An 18769-nucleotide genomic window follows, 5' to 3' on the forward strand; every position below is an offset into this window, starting at 1 on the left:
AGTACTCAGGCCGATTTCCGTACCGCGGACCTGAGAAGGAATCACGGATTATGCCCACTGAGACGTTCGAGTTTCAGGTGGAAGCGCGCCAGCTTCTGCAGATGATGATCCACTCGATCTACTCGAACAAGGACGTGTTCCTGCGTGAACTCGTCTCCAACGCCTCCGACGCGCTCGACAAGCTGCGGCTCGAAGCACTGCGCGAGGACTCGCTCGACGCGGATGTGTCCGATCTCCACATCGCCATCGAGACCGACCGGCAGGCCCGCACGCTGACCGTGCGGGACAACGGCATCGGTATGTCTCACGACGAAGTGGTCCAGCTCATCGGGACCATCGCGAACTCGGGCACCGCGAAGTTCCTGCGGGAGCTCAAGGAGGCCGAGGAGAACGCCGCGGCCGACGGCCTGATCGGTCAGTTCGGCGTCGGGTTCTACTCCAGCTTCATGGTGGCCGACGAGGTCACGCTGCTGACCCGGCGCGCGGGCGAGAGCCAGGGCACCCGGTGGACGTCCTCCGGCGAGGGCACGTACACGATCGAGACCGTCGACAGCGCTCCCCAGGGAACCTCCGTCACGCTCCGGCTCAAGCCGGAGGACACCGACGACCAGCTGCACGACTACGTCTCCCCGTGGAAGATCAGGGAGATCGTCAAGAGGTATTCGGACTTCATCACCTGGCCGGTCCGGATGGTTCCCGAAGCCGCGGAGGGCGCGGATGGCGAGGAAGGAGCCGACGACGCCCCGCGCGAGCCCGAGACGCTCAACTCGATGAAGGCTCTGTGGGCGCGTTCGCGCGACGAGGTGACCGACGACGAGTACCACGAGCTGTACAAGCACATCAGTCACGACTGGAGTGCCCCGTTGGAGACCATCCGTCTCCAGGCGGAAGGCACCTTCGAGTACCAGGCACTGCTCTTCATCCCGTCGCACGCGCCCCAGGACCTCTTCATGCAGGGGTACCAGCGCGGCATCCAGCTCTATGTGAAGCGCGTCTTCATCATGGACGACTGCGAAGCACTGATGCCGCCGTACCTGCGCTTCGTCAAGGGTGTCGTCGACGCGCAGGACCTGTCGCTCAACGTGTCGCGGGAGATCCTCCAGCAGGACCGCCAGATCCAGCTGATGCACCGGCGGCTGGCGAAGAAGGTGCTGTCGACGGTCAAGGACATGATGACCGCCGAGCCGGAGCGGTACGCCACGTTCTGGCGGGAGTTCGGCCGGGTCGTCAAGGAAGGGCTGCTGAGCGACTTCGAGAACCGCGAGACCATCCTCGGCATCGCGTCCTTCGCCACCACCCACGACAAGGACGAGCCGACCACGCTGCGGCAGTACGTGGAACGGATGAAGGACGGCCAGGAACACATCTTCTACGTGACGGGCGAGTCCCGTCAGGCCGTCGAGAACTCCCCGCACATGGAGGCGTTCCGCGCCAAGGGCGTCGAGGTGCTGCTGCTGACCGACCCCGTCGACGAGGTGTGGGTCGAGGCGGAGCCGGAGTTCGACGGCAAGAAGCTGCGGTCCGTTGCCAAGGGCGAGGTCGACCTCGGGACCGAGGAGGAGAAGAAGGAGGCCGCGACCGAGCGCGAGGGCCGGCAGCAGGAGTACGCGGATCTGCTCGGCTGGATGACGGACCATCTGAGCGGCACCGTCAAGGAAGTACGGCTCTCCTCGCGTCTCACCGTCTCGCCCGCCTGCATCGTCTCGGACACGCACGACCTGACGCCGGCCCTGGAGAACATGTACCGCGCCATGGGCCAGCCCGTTCCCGAGGTCAAGCGCATCCTCGAACTCAACCCGGAGCACGCGCTGGTCAGCGGCCTCAACCGGGCTCACGCCGAACGCGGCGAGGACGACGGCGCCGGACTCCAGGAGACGGCCGAACTGCTCCACGACCTGGCGCTGCTGGCCGAGGGCGGCGAACTGAGCGACCCGTCGCGCTTCGTCAGGCTGATGGCGGACCGTCTCGAACGCACCCTGTGACCGCCCGCTGTCGGTGAATCCACGCCGACAGCGGCACAGCGGCCGACGCTTCACGGTGGGCCGTGCCCCGCACGGCCGGGGCACGGCCCACCGGCCGCACCGGTGCGTTCACCGGCCGGCCGCAACGGGGCCGGGCCCCGAGTGGCGGTGATCGCGTCCACGAGCAGGGCCGGGCGGCTCGCACCAGGATGCGCATCACGCGGTCCGGGGCGAGTATCAAAGTACGGGCAGTGGCCCGGTTGCGCCCCGGCCCTCCGAGGGCCGGCCCCTTCCCCGGCGCTCCGGTCCGCTTCCCGGCCGCCGGGGGAGGACCCCGCGGTGGCGGCAGGTCCGTGCCCCGGGCGGCTTCCGCGGCGATGGTGTGCGCGGAAAACAAGTGGCACGCGCCCAAGCGGCCGACATAGCTTGGGCGCCTGTGACCGACGCCCCGAAGAGTCCCTCGCGCGAACCGCGTACGACGTCCGCGCAACCGGCCACCGCGGAGGGCGGCTGCCGGACCACGACAGCCGGCCTTTTGCCCCTGGGTTCCGAAGCCGCCGAAGGCATTTTCACCCGGACGTACGCGGCGGCCACCTCAAGCTTCGCCGCGGTGATGTTCCTGACCGGCCTCGCCGCACTGGCCGTGGTGCCCACGCTCCCGACAGCCGCCCGGGATCTGGACGGGGTGTCGCTCTTCCCGCTGGTGGCGGGCTGTTTCGTGGCCGCGAGCCTGCTGGGCGGCGTACTGGGCGGTCACTGGGCCGACCGGGCGGGGGCGAACCGTCCGCTGGCGGCGGGCATGGTGCTGGCCGTGGTCACCCTGCTGGTCTCGGCGAGCAGCACCTCGATCTGGCAACTGGCCGCCGGGCGCTTCGTGGACGGCGTGGCGGGCGGGATGGTCGCGGTGGCGATCAACACCGCGATCGGCCAGGCGTACCCCGAGCGGCTCCAGCCGCGCGCCCTGGCGCTGATGAGCGCCTGCTGGATCATTCCGTCACTGGTCGGACCTCCGCTGGCCGGGCTGGTGGCCGAGTGGTGGTCCTGGCGTGCGGTCTTCTACGGCCTGGCGGCGCTCACGGCGCTTCCGGCGCTGGCGGTCGTGGCCCTGCTGAACGGCCGTTCCTGGAAGGCGGCGCCCGTGTTGCCGAAGGGGCGGACCCCGCGCCCCGCCCTGACGATCGCGGTGGCGGTGAGCGTGGGTGCCGCGCTGGGCCAGTACGGGGTTTCGGGCTGGGACACGCGCCATCTGCTGTTCGCGGTGGCGGGACTCGCGCTGATGGTGCTGTTCGCCTTCCGACTGCTGCCGGCGGGCACCTGGCGTGCCGCGCGCGGTCTGCCGGCCACGGTACTGCTGCGCGGGCTGAGCTCGGGGGTGTTCTTCACGCTGGAGGCGTTCGTGCCGCTGATGCTGGTCACCGGCCGGGACGTGGCCCCCGTGGTGACAGGTCTGGCCTTCACCGGCGCCGCCTTGGCGTGGGCCGCCTCCTCCTGGGTGCAGGGCCGGCTGCCCGAGCGGACGCCCCGTCACCGCCTGGTCGTGGTCGGGGCGTTGGTGCAGGTGGTGGCGATCGTGATCGCCTCCGTCGGGTCGTTGCCCGGGATTCCGGCGATCACCGCCGCGTCCTCGATGGTCGTCGCGGCCGTCGGCATGGGCCTGCTCGCCCCGTCCCTCACGGTGCTGTCTCTCGCCCACGCCCCGGCCGGCCGCCAGGGCTACGCCAGCAGCGCGATGCAGACCACCCAGAACCTGGGCCAGATCCTGGTTCTGGGCGTCGCCTCCGCCGTCTTCAACGCCTTCCTGGGCGGCGGATCCAACGACCACATCGGCTACGCCGCCGCCTTCGGGCTGCTGCTCGTGCCCGGAATCCTGGCCGTCGTGCTCGCGGGCCGGGCCCGCGGCGCGTGAGCCGGGCGTGCCGGGCCGGGGCGGACGGATCCGGCGCGAACCGAACGGCAGGAACCGGATGCGGGGTGCCGGAAGGCCGCGGCGCACGACCGTCAAAAACGCGCCGGTAACGCGCACAATCAGGCGGAAACCGTTCCTGCGGGCGGCAGTCGGACATCCCTAGGCTCAGTCCCATGCGTGTACTTTTCGCCTCGACCCGCGGACCGGGCCACTTCCACCCGCTCATCCCCCTCATCGACGCCTGCACGGCGCGGGGCGACGACGTCCTCGTCGTCGCTCCACCGGCACTCGAATCGTTACTGGCGACCCGGAAACAGCCCTACCGCATCGGCGCGGAACCGCCCCAGGAGGAGATCGCGCGGGCCATGGGGCCCGTGCTGGCACTGCCTGCGGACGACGGTGTCGCGATGATGGTCACGGAGGTGTTCGGCCGGCTCGGGATCGCCGCGATGCTTCCCGCGCTGGAGAAGGCGTGCCGCGACTGGCGGCCCGACCTCGTCGTGCACGAGGCGTACGAGTTCGCGTCGGTGGTGGCCACCGAGCGCCAGGGCATCCCGCGGCTCCGGGTCGCGGTCTCGGCCGCGCGGTTCACCCGGTCCACCGACACCCTGCTCGCGCCCGTCTTCGCCCCGTACGGAACGGGCATCACGGAACGTCTCCTCGCCACCCCGTATCTGACCCGCCTGCCGGCTTCCCTGGACCCCTCGTCGTACGCCGCGACCCACCGCTACCACGAAACCCCCCGGCCGGGTGCGCTGCCGGACCGGTGGGGCGGAGCGGCGGAACCGCTGGTCCATCTCACCCTGGGCACCGAGGCGGGCGCGATGCCGACCGCGGTCGGCCTGTACCGGGCGCTCGTCGAGGCGGTGAGCGAACTGCCGGTGCGGGTACTGCTCACCACGGGCCACCTCGTCGAGGCGGCGGACCTCGGACCGCTGCCGTCCCAGGTCCATGTGGAGCAGTGGGTGCCGCAGGCGGACGTGCTGCGCAGTGCGTCCCTGGTGGTCTGCCACGGCGGCTCCGGGACGGTGTTCGGCGCCCTGGCGGCCGGTGTCCCGCTGGTCTGCGTCCCGCTCTTCGCGGACCAGCCGGTGAACGCCCGGCTGGTGGCCGACGCGGGGGCGGGGACGGCCGTCACCCCGGCCGGCGGCCCGGCGGACGAGGCGGCGGTGCTGGGCGCCGACGACGTACGGGCCGTCCGAGCGGCCACCGAACTGGTCCTCGAGGAACCCTCCTACCGTGCCGGTGCCGAGCGCCTGGCCGACGAGATGCGGTCCACCGCCGCGGTCGCGGAACTGCTCGCCACCCTCGCACCGTGACTCCGGCAGCGGGCGTCCTCCGTACGGAGGGTGTCGCCGCACGGGGATGCCCGAGTCGCGCAGGGGCGGGCATGGGAAGGAGATGGCACGAGTATCCGCACCCGTGATCGAGCTCGTCCGTCGGACGACCGAGCCCGTCGGAGCGCAGACCCTGCGCTCCACGGCGGCCGCCGTCATCGCGTATGTCGTGGCGGTGTGGGCCCTGCCGCATCCCGCACCGCTCACGGCCCCGCTCACCGCGCTCCTCGTCGTGCAGGTCACCCTCTACGCGACCCTCACGACGGGGATCCGCCGGGTGAACTCCGTCGTGGTCGGGGTGCTCATCGCCATCGCGTTCACCGCGCTGGTGGGTCTCAACTGGTGGAGTCTCGGGCTGACGATCTTCGTGTCGCTGATCATCGGGCGGCTGGTGCGCGTGGGCGAGTTCGTGCCCGAGGTGGCGATCAGCGCCATGCTTGTGCTGGGTGTCTCGCAGGTCGCGTCGACCGCCTGGGACCGAGTGCTGGAGACCCTGATCGGTGCGGGCGTGGGGCTGCTCTTCAACCTGCTTCTGGCGCCTCCCGTCTGGGTGCAGCCCGCGGGCGCCTCCATCGATGGTCTGGCGCGTCAGATGGGGGAGATGCTCCGCGCGACGGCAGCCGACGTGGGCGGACACATCTCCGTCGAGCAGGCGGCCGACCGGCTCCACGCGGCCCGCCGCCTCGACCACGACATCGTGGAGGTCGATGCCTCGCTGCGGCAGGCGGAGGACAGCCTCACGCTCAATCCGCGCGTCCGGCAGGGACTGCTGTATCGGGTCGTGCTCCGCACCGGTCTGGACACCCTGGAGATCTGCGCCGTGGTGCTGCGGGTCCTGTCGCGCACGCTGACCGACCTGGCCAAGGCGCGCACCGACGAAACACTGTTCCCCACCGATGTCGCGGAGTTGCTGACGGAGCTGTTCGGGCAGCTGGCCGGTGCCGTCGAGAGCTTCTCGGAGCTGATCACCACCCCGCTCGCGGAGAACGCCGAGGAGGCGGAGGCAGCGCTGGCACACGCGCTCGCCGTCAGCCGCGCGACCCGGGACCGGGTGGCCGATCTGCTTCTCGAAGACATCCAGGAACGTCCCAGACAGTGGCAGTTGCACGGCGCGCTGCTCGCCGAGGTGGACCGGATCCTGGACGAACTGGACATCGACAAGCGCACGGAACGCCTGGGCAAGGAGCTCGACCGGCGCTCCGCCCAGCTCCACGAACGCCACCCCTGGCTGCGCTCCGTTTCACGCCGCCTCGGCACCGGGCGGAGCTGAGGCGGCGAAGCCGGGGACATCATCCGGAGGCCGGCAGGCGTTCGATGGCGACCAGCGCGGCGTCGTCCCCCAGGCTGCCGCCCGCGTGCCGCAACAGGTCGGCGCACAGGGCCTCCAGCAGGGCTTCGGGGCCCATGCCGGACCGCGGAGCGGCCCGTTCCCGCAGCGGATAGAAGCGCCCCGACCGGTCCCGGGACTCGATGACGCCGTCGGTGTACAGGAGCAGGGTGTCACCGGCCTCGAAGCGGAACGTCTCCGCCGTGGGTTCGGTGATCACCAGGTGGGTCAGACCGAGCGGCGGGGCCGGCGTCCGGACATCGAGCGGGATCGCCTCACCCGCCCGCAGCAGGAGCGGCGGTGGATGACCGCAGCTGACCAGGCGGATCTCGGCGGCGTTGTCGGGGATGTCGAGCACGGCCGCGGTGACGAACGACTCCGCGAGGTCCGGGTCGTCCTGCCCGCCCGCGCCCGCCTCGGCCGTGCCGTCGGGGCACGGCGCGATGCTCGTCTCCAGCTGGGCCACCAGTTCGGTCAGTGTCCACCGCTGGCGGGAGAGAGCGTGGAAGGCGCCCAGGACGCTCGCCGCCTCGCCGATCGCGGCGAGCCCCTTGCCGCGTACATCGCCGACGATCACCCGGGTGCCTCCCATGGTGCGGGCGGCGGCGTACAGGTCGCCGCCGATCTGCGCCTCCTCCTCCGCCGCCAGATAGACCGACGAGATACGAAGGGGGCCGCTCCGTCCGGGCAGCGGGCGCAGCACCACGTGCTGTGCGGCCTCGGCCACCGAACGCAGCTGGGTCACGGCCCGCTCGCTGCGGACTCTCAGGTGGGCGTAGAAGGTGACGCAGACGGAGATCAGTACGAGCGCGACGATCTGGTAGGTGTGGTTGAGGTCGATGAGACCGGTGCGCGCGGCCACCAGGAACTGCGCCAGCACGGCGACCACGCCGACGAAGGCGGTCATGCGCGGCCCGGTGAACGAGGCGGCCAGCGCGGGCGCGGCCACCAGGAACGGACCGAGATGGACATCCGGCGGTGCGAGCAGGTCGACCACCGTGACGACGGCGATCAGTGCGAACGGCATCGCCAGGAGCGCGTTCCTGCGCCTTCGGGGCTTGATGACCGACTCCAGGAAGCGCGGGAAAGCCATGCTTCCGGGATACCTCACCCGGTCCGTTCCCGCCCCTCGTGCGCCGGTGACCACCGGCCCGGCCGGCTGAACGCGCGCGCCGCGGCGCCGCCCGGCCGGCCGCGGGCTGCCCGCGCGGCCGGCCGTGTCCGGTGTCCTACGGAACGAGCAGCGCATCCGAGAGGCGGGGCGACGGCGGTGCCGCGCCGTCCAGCGTCGCGGAGTGCAGCGCGGCGTGCTCCTCGCGGGAGACGACCGACCGGCCGCCGCGCACCGTGAGCCGGCGCCCCTGCGGGGTCGTCCACCGCACCTCGGCGTGGTCACCGGCCACCGCCACCTCGGGGCCGGGCTGCGCACCCCGCCGCGCGCCGGACGGCACCAGGGACAGGGTCCCCGCCGCGAAGGTGTCGCCGAGCGCCGCCCAGTCCAGCTCGGCCGGGGTCGCGCTCTCGTAGAGCACCACTTCGATCCGAACCCCGTCGGCGCGCGGCACCAGCCGGGCTGTCGGCGTACGGCCGCCGAACGCACCGCCGGCCAGCCTGAAGTCCAGCCGGGCCGTGCCCAGGTCGAGTTCGAGCCCGCCGTCGACCGTGGCCGGTTCCGCCACAGGCGGCGCGCCGATCGCGTCCACCACCAGCCGTAGCGAACGCGCCCGGAACCGGTCGCCCGGTTCGATCATGTCGAGGTGGTGGTGCCGGTCGCCCGCCGGGCAGGCGAACCCCGCCAGCCAGGCGACGTGCGGACCGCTCTGCACGGTGGAGAGCACGCCCGAGGCGAAATCGAAGTCCTCGGCTCCGTCGTCCTTCATCAGATGGACGTGCAGATGCCCGGAGGTTCCGTCCGGGCGGACCCAGTGGCCGAACAGCGGACGCCGCTGCAGCCAGGTGTCCTGGTGGTTCACGCTGCCCAGCGTGGTGACCGCGTCCAGCCAGGTGGTGCCCGTCTCCGGGTACGGGGTCCCGGTGAACAGCTCCCGGTGCTCGTGCTCGCCCGCCAGCTCCCGCAACCGGGGCAGGACCCAGTCGGGCATCCGGTAGTCCACGCAGGAATCCACCCCGGTCGCCATCTCGCCCCGGACCGGGCTGGGCACCGGCGCGCCGAGCTCCCCGCGCACCGCCTTCGCCAGGAACGGCGGCACCCCCAGGTCGTTGCTGTAACAGCGGGCCATCGGGCCGGAGAGCTGGCGGGTCGGCGGGTGCCAGCGGGCCAGGAAGTGCAGCCAGAGCCGGTCGTGCAGCCGGTCGTTGAGCTTCAGCACCTCCGCGTCGTCGACGTGCTCCCTGATCAGGGTCAGGGTCTGGAGCACTACGCCCCAGTAGGACGGGCTGTTGAACTCGGTGAAGCTGCCGGTGCCGTCGATGGCCCGCGAGAGCCGCACCATGCGGTCCTTGCCGTACGTGAACAGCTTCTCGTCGCCGAGGAGCTTCCCGGCGGCGAGTGTCACGAAGGTGCCCATGACGGCGACGTTGGTGTACGTCAGATGCACGTTCCTGCGGACGATCGACGCGGCCGCGTGCCGCAGCGACTCCCGCAGTTCCTGCCGCACGTCGGCCGGCAGACCGTCGCCGTGGCGGGCATCCACCAGCAGCAGGGCGATGCCGAGGAAGTCCGCCCAGTTCCAGTCGGCCGGGTCCATCTCGGCCGCCGTTTCCTCGGCGTAGTAGCCCCAGATCCCGTAGGTGGCCTTCTCCGGCGACCGGTCCTGGAGCCCGGCGATCCGCCGGATCACGGCGTGGGCGCGCTCGGCGTCGCCCTCGCCGCCCCGTTCCAGCAGAAGGAGGGCGTAGTGCAGGGAGTTGCGCGTGGGGTGTGCGAGACCGCCCTTGATGTGGGTGTGGATCGGGTTGTACGGGGCTTCGACCTCCAGCAGGTTCGCCTCGGAGTCCCAGCAGCGGTCGCCCTCGGCCAGGGCTGCTCGAAGCAGGGCGCGGTCGTACTCGGCGGCCGACCAGGCAGGGTGCACGGATGTCCTCCAGCTCGCGATCGTCGGACCGACGATCTTGGGAAACGCTCGGGAAACGTTTTCCAGAGGCTAGGCCGACGTCTACCTCGCGGCAAGGGGCATTCGTTGGGCTCCGGGGCGGATGCCCTCCCCGAACCCATTGACGCGACGATATCGGGCGGTGCAAGGTGACCCCGGCTGGAAAACGCTTTCCAGCCGGTTTCCGGTCTGCCCCTGAATGGAGTCCCCGATGAGACCCTCCCTGCGCATCGCCCTGACGGGCGTCACGGCGGGTGCGCTCGTCTGCGTGCTTGCCTCGTGTTCTGGTTCCGGCAGCGACACGGCCGCCGACGGCACGGTGACGATCACCGTCTCCGGGCGCCCGCCCGCCACCAACGCGGCCGCGCTCAAGACGTTCGACGCGCGGGTCGCGGAGTTCCAGAAGGCGAACCCGAAGATCAAGATCAGGACGAACGAGTACCAGTACGACCAGCAGAGCTTCCAGACCAAGGTGGGCGGCGGCAGTCTGGAGACGGTCGTACGGGTGCCGCTGACCGAGATGTCTGGCCTGATCAAGCGCAGGCAGATCGCCGATCTCTCCTCGGAGTTCAAGACGCTGAAGCACAGCGAGGACTTCAACGACGTCGCCCTCGGGCCCGCGAAGGGCGTGGACGGCAAGCTGTACGGCATCCCCACCGAGGAGTACGCCCTCGGCCTGGTCTACAACCGGGTCCTGTTCGAGAAGGCCGGACTCGACCCGGACAAGCCGCCGACCAGCTGGTCGGAGGTCCGTACGGCGGCCAAGGCGATCTCCGAGAAGACCGACGCCACCGGATACGCGCAGATGACCAAGGAGAACACCGGCGGCTGGATGCTCACCGCGATGGCGTACTCCTTCGGCGACAGCATGCAGGAGGAGTCCGGCGGCAAGTGGGCCAACAGCTTCGACCGCCCCGGCAGCGGCGCCGAGAAGTCACTGAAGGCACTGAAGGAGATGCGCTGGACGGACGACTCGATGGGCAAGAACCAACTGCGCAACATCACCGACATGGAGAAGGACTTCTCCGCCGGGAAGATCGGCATGACGATCGCCGGACCGAGCATGGTCGGCCACTACATCCAGCAGTACAAGGGCGACCCGAAGACCATCGGCCTCGGCGCCATGCCGGTCGACGGCACCAGCAAGCGGACCCTGGCCGGCGGCACCATCGCGGTGATCAGCCCCAGGGCCACCGGGCAGCAGCGCGAGGCCGCGGCGAAGTTCATCGACTTCTACTACCTGTCCACCAAGTACGACGCCGGGCTCGCCGAGAAGGACGCGGTGGCCAAGAAGAAGGACGGTGCCGCCATCGGTGTGCCGACCGTGCCGTTCTACAAGCCGGCCATCGCCGATCCGGTCCAGGCCGCGGTCGACAAGCAGGCCAACGTGCCGGTCGGGAACTTCGCCCCGTACAGCAGCACGCTCGGCGACTACGAACTGGCCATCGAGCCGCCCGTCGAGGCGCAGAACGTCTACAAGGCCCTTGACAGCGCCGTACAGGCCGTACTGACCCGCGAGGACGCCGACCCGGCGGAGCAGCTGAAGAAGGCCGCGGCGCAGGTCAAGTCCCAGGTGGAGCGGGCGCAGAACTAGGGCCTGTCCGGCGGATCAGGGTCGGACAGGCCCTGGCAGCCCGCCCCGCGGCCCAGCGTCCGGTCCATCAGGCAGTGAGCACAGCACGAGGAGAGGCGAGGAGACGTCAATGAGCAGGTCGCAAGCGCCTGCGGCGCCCGCCGGGAAGCGCACCCGGAAGGACCGGACGAGGAAACAACGTTCCGCCGACCCCTCCGCAGCCCGGCCGCGGACCCCCGACGGGCCGCCGCCCACCGCCTCCCCGTACCGCAGCGGCCCGGCGGAACGTTTCGTCCGCTGGGTCAGGCAAGGGGGTGTCACCACCATCCTGTTCGGCCTGCCGATGGTGCTGTGCTTCGCCTACTTCTCGTGGTGGCCGATCGTCCAGAGCGTGCAGCTCAGTTTCCAGCAGACCAATCTGGTCGACCCCGCCACCTGGGTGGGTCTGGACAACTTCCGGCATGTGCTGGACGACCCGCTGCTGTGGAAGGCCGTGAAGAACACCGCGCTGTTCGCCGTCCTCGCCCTGTTGATCGGCTTCCCGGTACCACTCTTCCTCGCCGTGCTGATCTCCGAACTCCGGCGCGGCGGAACCGTGTTCCGGATCCTCGCCTACCTTCCGGTGGCGATCCCGCCGGTCGTGTCGGTGCTGCTGTGGAAGGTGTTCTACGACCCGGACGCCGGGCTGTTCAACCAACTGCTGGCCCATGTGGGCCTCGGCCCGTACCCGTGGCTCCAGTCCACCGACACCGCGATGCTGTCGATCGTGCTGGAAGCCACTTGGGCCGGCTTCGGCTCCACGGTCATCATCTATCTGGCAGCGCTCGGCTCCGTGCCGACCGAACTCTACGAGGCCGCCGAGATCGACGCCGCGGGCATCTGGCGCCGGGTCTGGCACATCACCCTGCCGTCACTGCGCGGGGTCGTCCTGATCATGCTGCTGCTCCAGATCATCGGCACCCTCCAGATCTTCACCGAACCCTTCGTGATGACAGACGGCGGCCCGGAGGACTCCACTCTCACCATCCTGATGCTGATCTACAACTACGCCTTCCAGAACGGCGACTTCGGAGCCGCGACCGCACTCAGTGTGATGCTGGCCCTCGTGCTCGGTGTGCTCTCGGCGATCTATCTGCGGGCGACGAGGAGCTGGAGCAACTGATGGCCGTACAGACCCCCCTCCGCGCCCGCCGGGGCAGCCGTTCCGAGGAGAACGCACGCGGACTCATCTCCAGCGCCGACCGGCGGCGCACCTCCGTACGGTTCTCGCTCCGCTCCGTGCAGACCCTCTCGCTCCTGCTGCTCGCCTTCGGAGCCGCGCCCCTCTACTGGACGTTCAAGGGCGCCGTCTCACCGACCCAGGAGCTGCTGCGCGACCCGCTGGCGCTCTGGCCCGCCCACACGCAGTGGGAGAACCTCTCCCGGGCCTGGAGCGAACTCCAGGTCGGCCAGTACCTCTGGAACACCGTGGTCCTGGTCACCGGCTCGGTCGTCGCCCACTTCGTGGTCGCCACCACCGGCGGCTACGTCCTGTCCGTGCTGCGCCCCAAGTGGGCGGCGCCCGTGCGCTGGATGGTGCTCGCCACCCTGTTCATCCCCGGCTCCATCTCCCTGGTGGCGCTCTACCTCACCGTGCTCGACCTGCCGGGCCTCGGCATCTCCCTCGCCAACACCCCCTGGGGCGTCTGGCTGCCGCACGCGGCCAGCGCCTTCACCGTGCTGATCGTGATGAAGTTCTTCGACGGCATCCCCCGCGAACTCTTCGAGGCCGCCAAGGTCGACGGGGCGGGGCCGTTCACCATCTTCCGCCGGATCGTGCTGCCCATGTCGAAGCCGATCCTCGCGGTGGTGACCCTGCTGACGGTCATGAACTCCTGGAAGGACTTCCTCTGGCCGCTGATCGTCATCCCGGACACCGAGAAGCAGCCCATCTCCGCCGCACTGCCGCGCCTCGCGGAAACGGCGGAACAGTCGCTGCTCATCGCCGGGATGCTGCTCGCCGTCCTGCCCCCGGTCGTGCTGTTCCTGATCTTCCAGCGGCAGATCGTCCGCGGCGGCGGAGGCTTCACCGGCCTCAAGGGATGAGACCACCCGGGCACCGGCGCCGGACACCCGTCCGCGCCGGCCGACGGCGGCAGCGGTGCGCGCCGACGGCATACGGGCCGGTGTGCTCCGCCGGGGTACAGCCGACGGAGCACACCCCCACCCGGGAACCACCGAAAACGCACCGCGCCGATCCGATCGAGAGGTTGCCTCGATGGAACAGAACGGCACGATCCGGCCAGGTCCCCTGGCTCCGGCCAGAATAAGGGGTCGCTCCCGGCGACCCGCCGCATGGGGCGGCGCCGCCGCCCTGCTCGGCTGTCTGCTGGTGGCGGCTCCGCTGCCCGGCACGGCCCCGGCCGCCCACGCGGCCGGCACCCTCACCGTCACCTCGCCCGACCTGATCTTCGTCAAGGGACAGGCGAGGATCACCCTGACCTCCGACCAGGCCTCCGTGGCCTGGAAGGCCATCGACGACCAGGGCCTGACCGTCGCGTCGGGCACCGCCCCGGTCTCGGGCGGCACGGCCACCGTCGACGTCACCACGCTCGGCAGCGGCTACTACACACTCACGGCGACCGCCGGCACCACCACCCGCACCGCCGGATTCGGCGTACTGACCGCGCTGACCGGCAAGGAACAGCAGGACGCCCGCTTCGGCACGGGCATCCACTACGGATGGAACGAGGGCGACGACCAGAAACTGCTGCGCTCGGTCAAGCTGATGGGCATGCACGGCATCCGCTCCGACATCAACTGGGGAGCCATCGAGAAGACCCCCGGCACGTACTCCTGGAGCACCTACCCCACCGACCAGCACATCCCGTACGCCAAGTCGCAGGGGCTGACCGCCCTGCCCATCTCCGGTTACCGCAACGCCAATTACGACGGCAACCGGACGCCCGCGTCCGACGAGGCGCTGGAGGCGTACGGGAAGTTCACGGCCGCCGCCGTGGAGAAGTACCAGCAGTACTCGAAGGAAATCGAGATCTACAACGAGTACAACTCGACCGGCTTCAACAACGGCACCTGCGGGATCACCGCCGACTGCTACCTCAAGCTGCTCCAGGCCAGCTACGGCAAGGTGCACGCGAAGGTCCCGGACGCCACCGTGGTCGGCGGCGGACTGGCCGGTCTCCAGACCGACTGGCTGAAGCGGCTGTACGCGATCGGCGGCCTCAAGTACATGAACGCGCTCAGCGTTCACCACTACGGCTACCCGAACCCGCCCGAGACCGCGCTGGAGAAGCTGCCGCAGGTACGCGCCGACCTGGACGCGGCGGGCGGCAAGGACTTCCCGCTGTGGATCACCGAGAACGGCTATCCGACCCACAGCGACGGTGTCACCCCGGCCAAGCAGGCCGCGTACGTGCCGCGCGCCCAGATCTTCTCGTTCGCCTCCGGTGCCGACCGCTACTACTGGTACGACCTCACCAACGACGGCACCGATGCCACCAACAAGGAACACAACTTCGGCGCCTTCAAGCGCCCCACCGCGGATGTCAAGGCCTGGCAGCCCAAGCCGTCCGTGGTCACCGAGGGCGTGCTGATCCGGCAGCTCGCGGGCCGCGCCTACGCGGGCCGTGACGACGCCGGTTCCGCCGACGTCCGCTCATACCGCTTCGGCACCGGAACGAACACGGTCCGGGCCCTGTACACCACGGCTGCGACGCCGGGAACGGCGGAACTGTCGGCCACCGGCCCGGTCACCGTCACGGACCAGATGGGCCACGACAAGACCTACCTCCCGGTCGGCGGCAAGGTGCAGCTGGGCATCGACGGCAAGGTGCTGTACGTCAAGGGCGCGGTGAGCGCGGTCAAGAGCGTGAGCGGCCCCGTGTTCTCGCTCCGGCTGCCGCAGCACTCCAACACCGAGGAGACCGTCGACGCGGTGCTCCAGGTGGACGGCACCAAGGGACGGACGCTTCCGCTGCGCTACGACTTCCGGATCGCCGGTGAGAAGTACGGGCTCACCGCCGAGCCCGGCAAGGTCGTCCGCCGGACCATCGAGCTGCCCACCTCGGCCCTCACCGGCCCGCGCACGGTCAGCGGCACGGTCGGACTCGGGCCGGTGAACCTCGCCCGCCTCACCTCCGCCACCGAGGTGGTGCCGCCCACCCAGGTCACCTTCGACCCGGTGGTGAAGAAGGCGGCCCCGTTCGCGGCCGGCCTCAAGGTGACCGTCACCAACAACCGCGTCCGGGGCCCGCTCGAACTCACCAAGCTGGACTGGCAGGTGAACGAGGGCACCAGCTACCTGGACCGGGGCACCGTCGACGGGCCGATCGAGGTCGGCGCCGGGTCCAGCGCCTCGTACACCGTGGACGCGCGCAACATCAAGCAGTGGAAGCGCTACTGGACGGCCGCCTACATCAACACCCCCGACGGCGCCAGGACCGCGGTGGGCGCCTGGAACGGCTGGGGTGCCGTCCAGCCGGCCGGCACCGACACCACCACCCCCGTCGACGTCATCGCCGACGGCTCGGTGAGCTACAAGGGCGGATACAACGGCGCGGCCGACCTGTCGGGCACCGTCCGGCCCCAGTACACCGACGCCGGGCTCGTGCTCAAGGGCGCGATCACGGACAACGTCCTGGCACAGCCCGCCACCACCGCCGAGAACATGTGGCAGGGCGACAGCATCCAGTTCGCCGTCACCCCCCAGGTGCCGGGCCGCAGCAATCAGTACGTCGAGTTCGGCGCCTCGATCGTGGGCGGCAAGCCGCAGGTCCACACCTGGCGGGCGCCCTCCGGCCAGTCCGCGGGGCCGACCCCCGGCGCCACCGCGCAGATCACCCGTGACGGCACCACCACCCGCTACACGGTGACGGTGCCGTGGGCCTCGCTCGGCCTCGCCGGCAAGCCCACCGAGTCCATCGGACTCGGCTTCGTCGTCAACGACAGCGACGACGACGGCCGGGCACGCGGCTGGTCGGAGTGGGGCGGATCCATCGCCAACAACTCCAAGAGCGCAGCCGGCCTGCGGGCCGTCCAGCTGACCGACTGATCCACCCCCCCCCAGAACGGGCGGGGCCGGGCGCACCTGACAGCGCCCGGCCCCGCCGCCCGGTGCCCTGCAGCCGAGCGGCACACTGTCCCGAGCCCCGACGTGAGGAGACCAGCTCATGGCCCTGTTCGACCTGCCGCTGCCCGAACTCCGCTCCTACCGGCCGCAGATCGACGAGCCGGACGACTTCGACACCTTCTGGTCGAAGACTCTCGCCGAGACCCGCCCCCACGACCCCGCGGTCTCCTTCGAACCCGTCGAGACCGGGCTGACCGGCACACGCACCTGGGATGTCACGTTCGCCGGCTTCGGCGGCCACCCGGTCAAGGGCTGGTTCACCGCCCCCGCGCACGCCGAGGGCCCGCTCCCGCTCGTCGTCCAGTTCCACGGCTACAACGGCGGCCGCAGCCTTCCGCACTGCTGGGGCCTGTGGCCCATGGCCGGATTCGCCCACTTCGTCATGGACGTACGCGGCCAGGGCAGCGGCGGCAACGTGGGCGACACCCCCGACCCGGTCGGCTCCGGCCCCTCCCACGCGGGCTTCATGACCCGGGGCATCGAGGACCCGGAGAGCTACTACTACCGCCGCGTCCACGCCGACGCCGTACGCGCCGTGGAAGCGGCCCGGTCGCATCCGCTCGCCGACCCCACCCGCACCGTCGCGCTCGGCGGCAGCCAGGGCGGCGGCATCACCCTCGCCGTCGGCGCGCTCGTTCCCGACCTGGCCGCCATAGCCGTCGACGTCCCGTTCCTCTGCCACTTCGGCCGGGCCGTCACCCTCACCGATGCCAACCCGTACGCGGAGATAGCCCGCTACCTCAAGATGCACCGCGGCAAGGAGGAGAACGCCCTGCGCACCCTGTCGTACTTCGACGGGGTGTCCTTCGCCGCGAGGGGCACCGCCCCCGCGCTCTTCTCCGTCGCGCTGATGGACCAGGTCTGCCCGCCGTCCACGGTCTTCGCCGCCCACAACGCCTATTGCGGCGAGAAGGAGATCGAGGTCTACCCGTTCAACGGACACGAGGGCGGTGCCATGTTCCAGGAGGCCGCCCAGCTCCGCTGGGTGCCGAAGGCGTTGAACAGCGTGGTCTGAACCCCACCGCACCGCAGCCGGCGTGGTGCGGATCACGGACAGGCCATGGACACCGTGTATATGGTCCACCGGGGCACGTCAATGCCCCGTGACATGCGAGGACAAGGGCGAACAGTGCGGCAGAAAGCCTATGCGCAGGCGATGCGCGTCATCGCGTGCGCGCTGATGGCGTGGCAGGTCTGGATGATGTGGTACATCGCCAGCCATGAGGCGGCGGGGGTGAAATGGTCCTGCGACCTGGCCGGTGGCTGCGCCAGTGACCAGCTCGCATCCATGTCCCCGATGCTCGGCATCGGCTTCGCCGTCGTCCTCGGCCTGCTCTGCGCCCGGTACCTGCACCGGGCGGCACCGGGCGCGATGATCGTGCTCTGCGCCGTCGCGGCCGCGGTCGGCTGGTACGACGCGCTGGCGGAGGGCCAGGTCGAGCGGGACACCGTCACCAGCTTCCACATCTTCCTTCCGCTCGGCGACTTCACCGTCTCCCAGTGGCTCGCCTTCCTGTGGTCCGCTGCGGGCGTGGGCTCTCTCGCCGCCTGGTGGGGCGCGGCGGTGAGCCTGCGGCGCACCGCGGGGCTGCGCAGGCTGTCCCGCCGCTTCCGCACGGCCGACGCGGTGCTGGAGGGCTGGCGGTCGGTGGGCCGCAAGTACGGCGAGGTCACCGTGGTGTTCGACGACGAGGACGGGGTGCGTCACGAGGTCCCGGCCGTCGTGGAACGCGTCGCCCTCAGCCGTGACACCCTCGCCGTGTACGACGCCGACCGCCCCGGCGACCCGGCCCTCACCAGGGTCGCCATCGCTCGCCGGAAGTTGCTGCGCATCTCATGACCACGTCGACCTCTCCCGCGTCCTCCCTGCGAAACGCCGTCCGGCTGCTCACCGTGGTGTCCGCGATCGGCACCGGCCTCGCGCTGGCGGCGGTGGTCCGGGGCGCCCTGGACGGCCCCCGCTGGCTGTTGAGCGTCGGGCTGCCGGTGACGGCCCTGGCCCTGACGGCGTACGGCAGGGCGGCCGAGGACATGCAGTCGGGCGTCGCCCCCGCGCTGCGCTCCGGCGGACCGCGCGCCTTCGCGCCCGCCGTGGTCAACGGGGTGAGGGCGGTGAACAAGAAGAACGGCCGGACCGCCACCGACGGGCAGGCCGTGGACTCCGTGTTCGCCTTCGACCTGACCGTGATGGCCGACGACCTGCCCCCGTACCGGATCGAGGTCCGTCACCCCCTCGACCTGCAGGGGCTGCTGCACAGGTCCAGGGCGGTCGTCCAGTACGACCCCGAGCAGCCCTGGCGGGTCGTCGTCCCCGACAACCCGCCGCGCGAGTGGCTGGCCCGCGCGGCGAGCCTCGTGCCGCCGGTCGGCGAGGTGAAGCGCCGGGCCGGCGGCGTGCCGGCGGGGTTCCGTGCGCTCGTGTCGGGCGTGGTGATCGCGGCCGTGCTGCTGGTGCTGGTACGGGTGCTGGGCTGAGCCGCCGCG

At 70.7% G+C, this 18769-nt stretch carries 13 protein-coding genes; 11 read left to right on the forward strand and 2 right to left on the reverse strand.

Annotated elements, in window-relative coordinates:
- The first annotated feature begins 50 nt into the window (after positions 1-50).
- The 4 genes from htpG (at position 51) to ACIRJP_RS01275 (ending at position 6474) form a co-directional block, all read left to right on the forward strand.
- Positions 51-1982, forward strand: coding sequence for a molecular chaperone HtpG (htpG, locus tag ACIRJP_RS01260; RefSeq protein WP_404166926.1), 1932 nt, complete (start codon positions 51-53; stop codon positions 1980-1982).
- A gap of 514 nt (positions 1983-2496) precedes the next feature.
- Positions 2497-3867, forward strand: coding sequence for an MFS transporter (locus ACIRJP_RS01265; protein WP_404167623.1), 1371 nt, complete (start codon positions 2497-2499; stop codon positions 3865-3867).
- A 173-nt stretch (positions 3868-4040) separates the two neighbouring features.
- Positions 4041-5186, forward strand: coding sequence for a glycosyltransferase (locus tag ACIRJP_RS01270; RefSeq protein WP_404166928.1), 1146 nt, complete (start codon positions 4041-4043; stop codon positions 5184-5186).
- An 82-nt stretch (positions 5187-5268) separates the two neighbouring features.
- On the forward strand, positions 5269-6474 hold the full coding sequence (locus tag ACIRJP_RS01275; RefSeq protein ID WP_404166929.1) for an aromatic acid exporter family protein: 1206 nt from the start codon (positions 5269-5271) through the stop codon (positions 6472-6474).
- A 19-nt stretch (positions 6475-6493) separates the two neighbouring features.
- Here the strand turns inward: ACIRJP_RS01275 and ACIRJP_RS01280 are convergent, their stop codons facing one another.
- Both ACIRJP_RS01280 and ACIRJP_RS01285 read right to left on the reverse strand, forming a co-directional pair.
- Positions 6494-7624: a PP2C family protein-serine/threonine phosphatase gene (locus tag ACIRJP_RS01280; protein ID WP_404166931.1), complete on the reverse strand. Its 1131-nt coding sequence runs from the start codon at positions 7622-7624 to the stop codon at positions 6494-6496.
- A 136-nt stretch (positions 7625-7760) separates the two neighbouring features.
- Positions 7761-9566, reverse strand: a complete 1806-nt coding sequence (locus ACIRJP_RS01285; RefSeq protein ID WP_404166933.1) for a hypothetical protein — start codon at positions 9564-9566, stop codon at positions 7761-7763.
- A gap of 229 nt (positions 9567-9795) precedes the next feature.
- On the opposite strand from ACIRJP_RS01285, the gene ACIRJP_RS01290 reads away from it, so the two are divergent.
- From ACIRJP_RS01290 to ACIRJP_RS01320, 7 genes are all read left to right on the forward strand, one after another.
- On the forward strand, positions 9796-11178 hold the full coding sequence (locus tag ACIRJP_RS01290; protein WP_404166935.1) for an extracellular solute-binding protein: 1383 nt from the start codon (positions 9796-9798) through the stop codon (positions 11176-11178).
- Between the two features lie 109 nt (positions 11179-11287).
- Entirely contained in the window at positions 11288-12319 is a 1032-nt protein-coding gene (locus tag ACIRJP_RS01295; RefSeq protein ID WP_404166937.1) for a carbohydrate ABC transporter permease, read from the forward strand.
- Positions 12319-13242, forward strand: a complete 924-nt coding sequence (locus ACIRJP_RS01300) for a carbohydrate ABC transporter permease (protein ID WP_404166939.1) — start codon at positions 12319-12321, stop codon at positions 13240-13242. Before ACIRJP_RS01295 ends, ACIRJP_RS01300 begins: the two co-directional genes overlap by 1 nt.
- Before the next feature lie 172 nt (positions 13243-13414).
- A complete protein-coding gene (locus tag ACIRJP_RS01305; protein WP_404166941.1) occupies positions 13415-16207 on the forward strand; it encodes a hypothetical protein in 2793 nt (930 codons plus the stop codon).
- Between the two features lie 118 nt (positions 16208-16325).
- Positions 16326-17300: an acetylxylan esterase gene (locus ACIRJP_RS01310; protein WP_404166942.1), complete on the forward strand. Its 975-nt coding sequence runs from the start codon at positions 16326-16328 to the stop codon at positions 17298-17300.
- A gap of 114 nt (positions 17301-17414) precedes the next feature.
- Complete coding sequence (locus tag ACIRJP_RS01315; protein ID WP_404166944.1) at positions 17415-18125, forward strand: hypothetical protein; 711 nt, start codon at positions 17415-17417, stop codon at positions 18123-18125.
- Positions 18122-18760, forward strand: a complete 639-nt coding sequence (locus ACIRJP_RS01320; RefSeq protein ID WP_404166946.1) for a hypothetical protein — start codon at positions 18122-18124, stop codon at positions 18758-18760. The genes ACIRJP_RS01315 and ACIRJP_RS01320 overlap by 4 nt, the downstream gene beginning before the upstream one ends.
- Positions 18761-18769: the final 9 nt, after the last annotated feature.

This window comes from Streptomyces sp. NPDC102437, from assembly GCF_044765565.1.
Classification (GTDB): Bacteria; Actinomycetota; Actinomycetes; order Streptomycetales; family Streptomycetaceae; genus Streptomyces.

Bases quoted from the DNA above. Each gene is read 5' to 3' on its own strand.
- ACIRJP_RS01305 (WP_404166941.1), top strand. From the start codon at position 13,415: ATGGAACAGAACGGCACGATCCGGCCAGGTCCCCTGGCTCCGGCCAGA.
- ACIRJP_RS01275 (WP_404166929.1), top strand. From the start codon at position 5,269: ATGGCACGAGTATCCGCACCCGTGATCGAGCTCGTCCGTCGGACGACC.
- ACIRJP_RS01320 (WP_404166946.1), top strand. From the start codon at position 18,122: ATGACCACGTCGACCTCTCCCGCGTCCTCCCTGCGAAACGCCGTCCGG.
- ACIRJP_RS01280 (WP_404166931.1), bottom strand. From the start codon at position 7,624: ATGGCTTTCCCGCGCTTCCTGGAGTCGGTCATCAAGCCCCGAAGGCGC.
- ACIRJP_RS01270 (WP_404166928.1), top strand. From the start codon at position 4,041: ATGCGTGTACTTTTCGCCTCGACCCGCGGACCGGGCCACTTCCACCCG.
- ACIRJP_RS01295 (WP_404166937.1), top strand. From the start codon at position 11,288: ATGAGCAGGTCGCAAGCGCCTGCGGCGCCCGCCGGGAAGCGCACCCGG.
- ACIRJP_RS01310 (WP_404166942.1), top strand. From the start codon at position 16,326: ATGGCCCTGTTCGACCTGCCGCTGCCCGAACTCCGCTCCTACCGGCCG.
- ACIRJP_RS01290 (WP_404166935.1), top strand. From the start codon at position 9,796: ATGAGACCCTCCCTGCGCATCGCCCTGACGGGCGTCACGGCGGGTGCG.
- ACIRJP_RS01300 (WP_404166939.1), top strand. From the start codon at position 12,319: ATGGCCGTACAGACCCCCCTCCGCGCCCGCCGGGGCAGCCGTTCCGAG.
- htpG (WP_404166926.1), top strand. From the start codon at position 51: ATGCCCACTGAGACGTTCGAGTTTCAGGTGGAAGCGCGCCAGCTTCTG.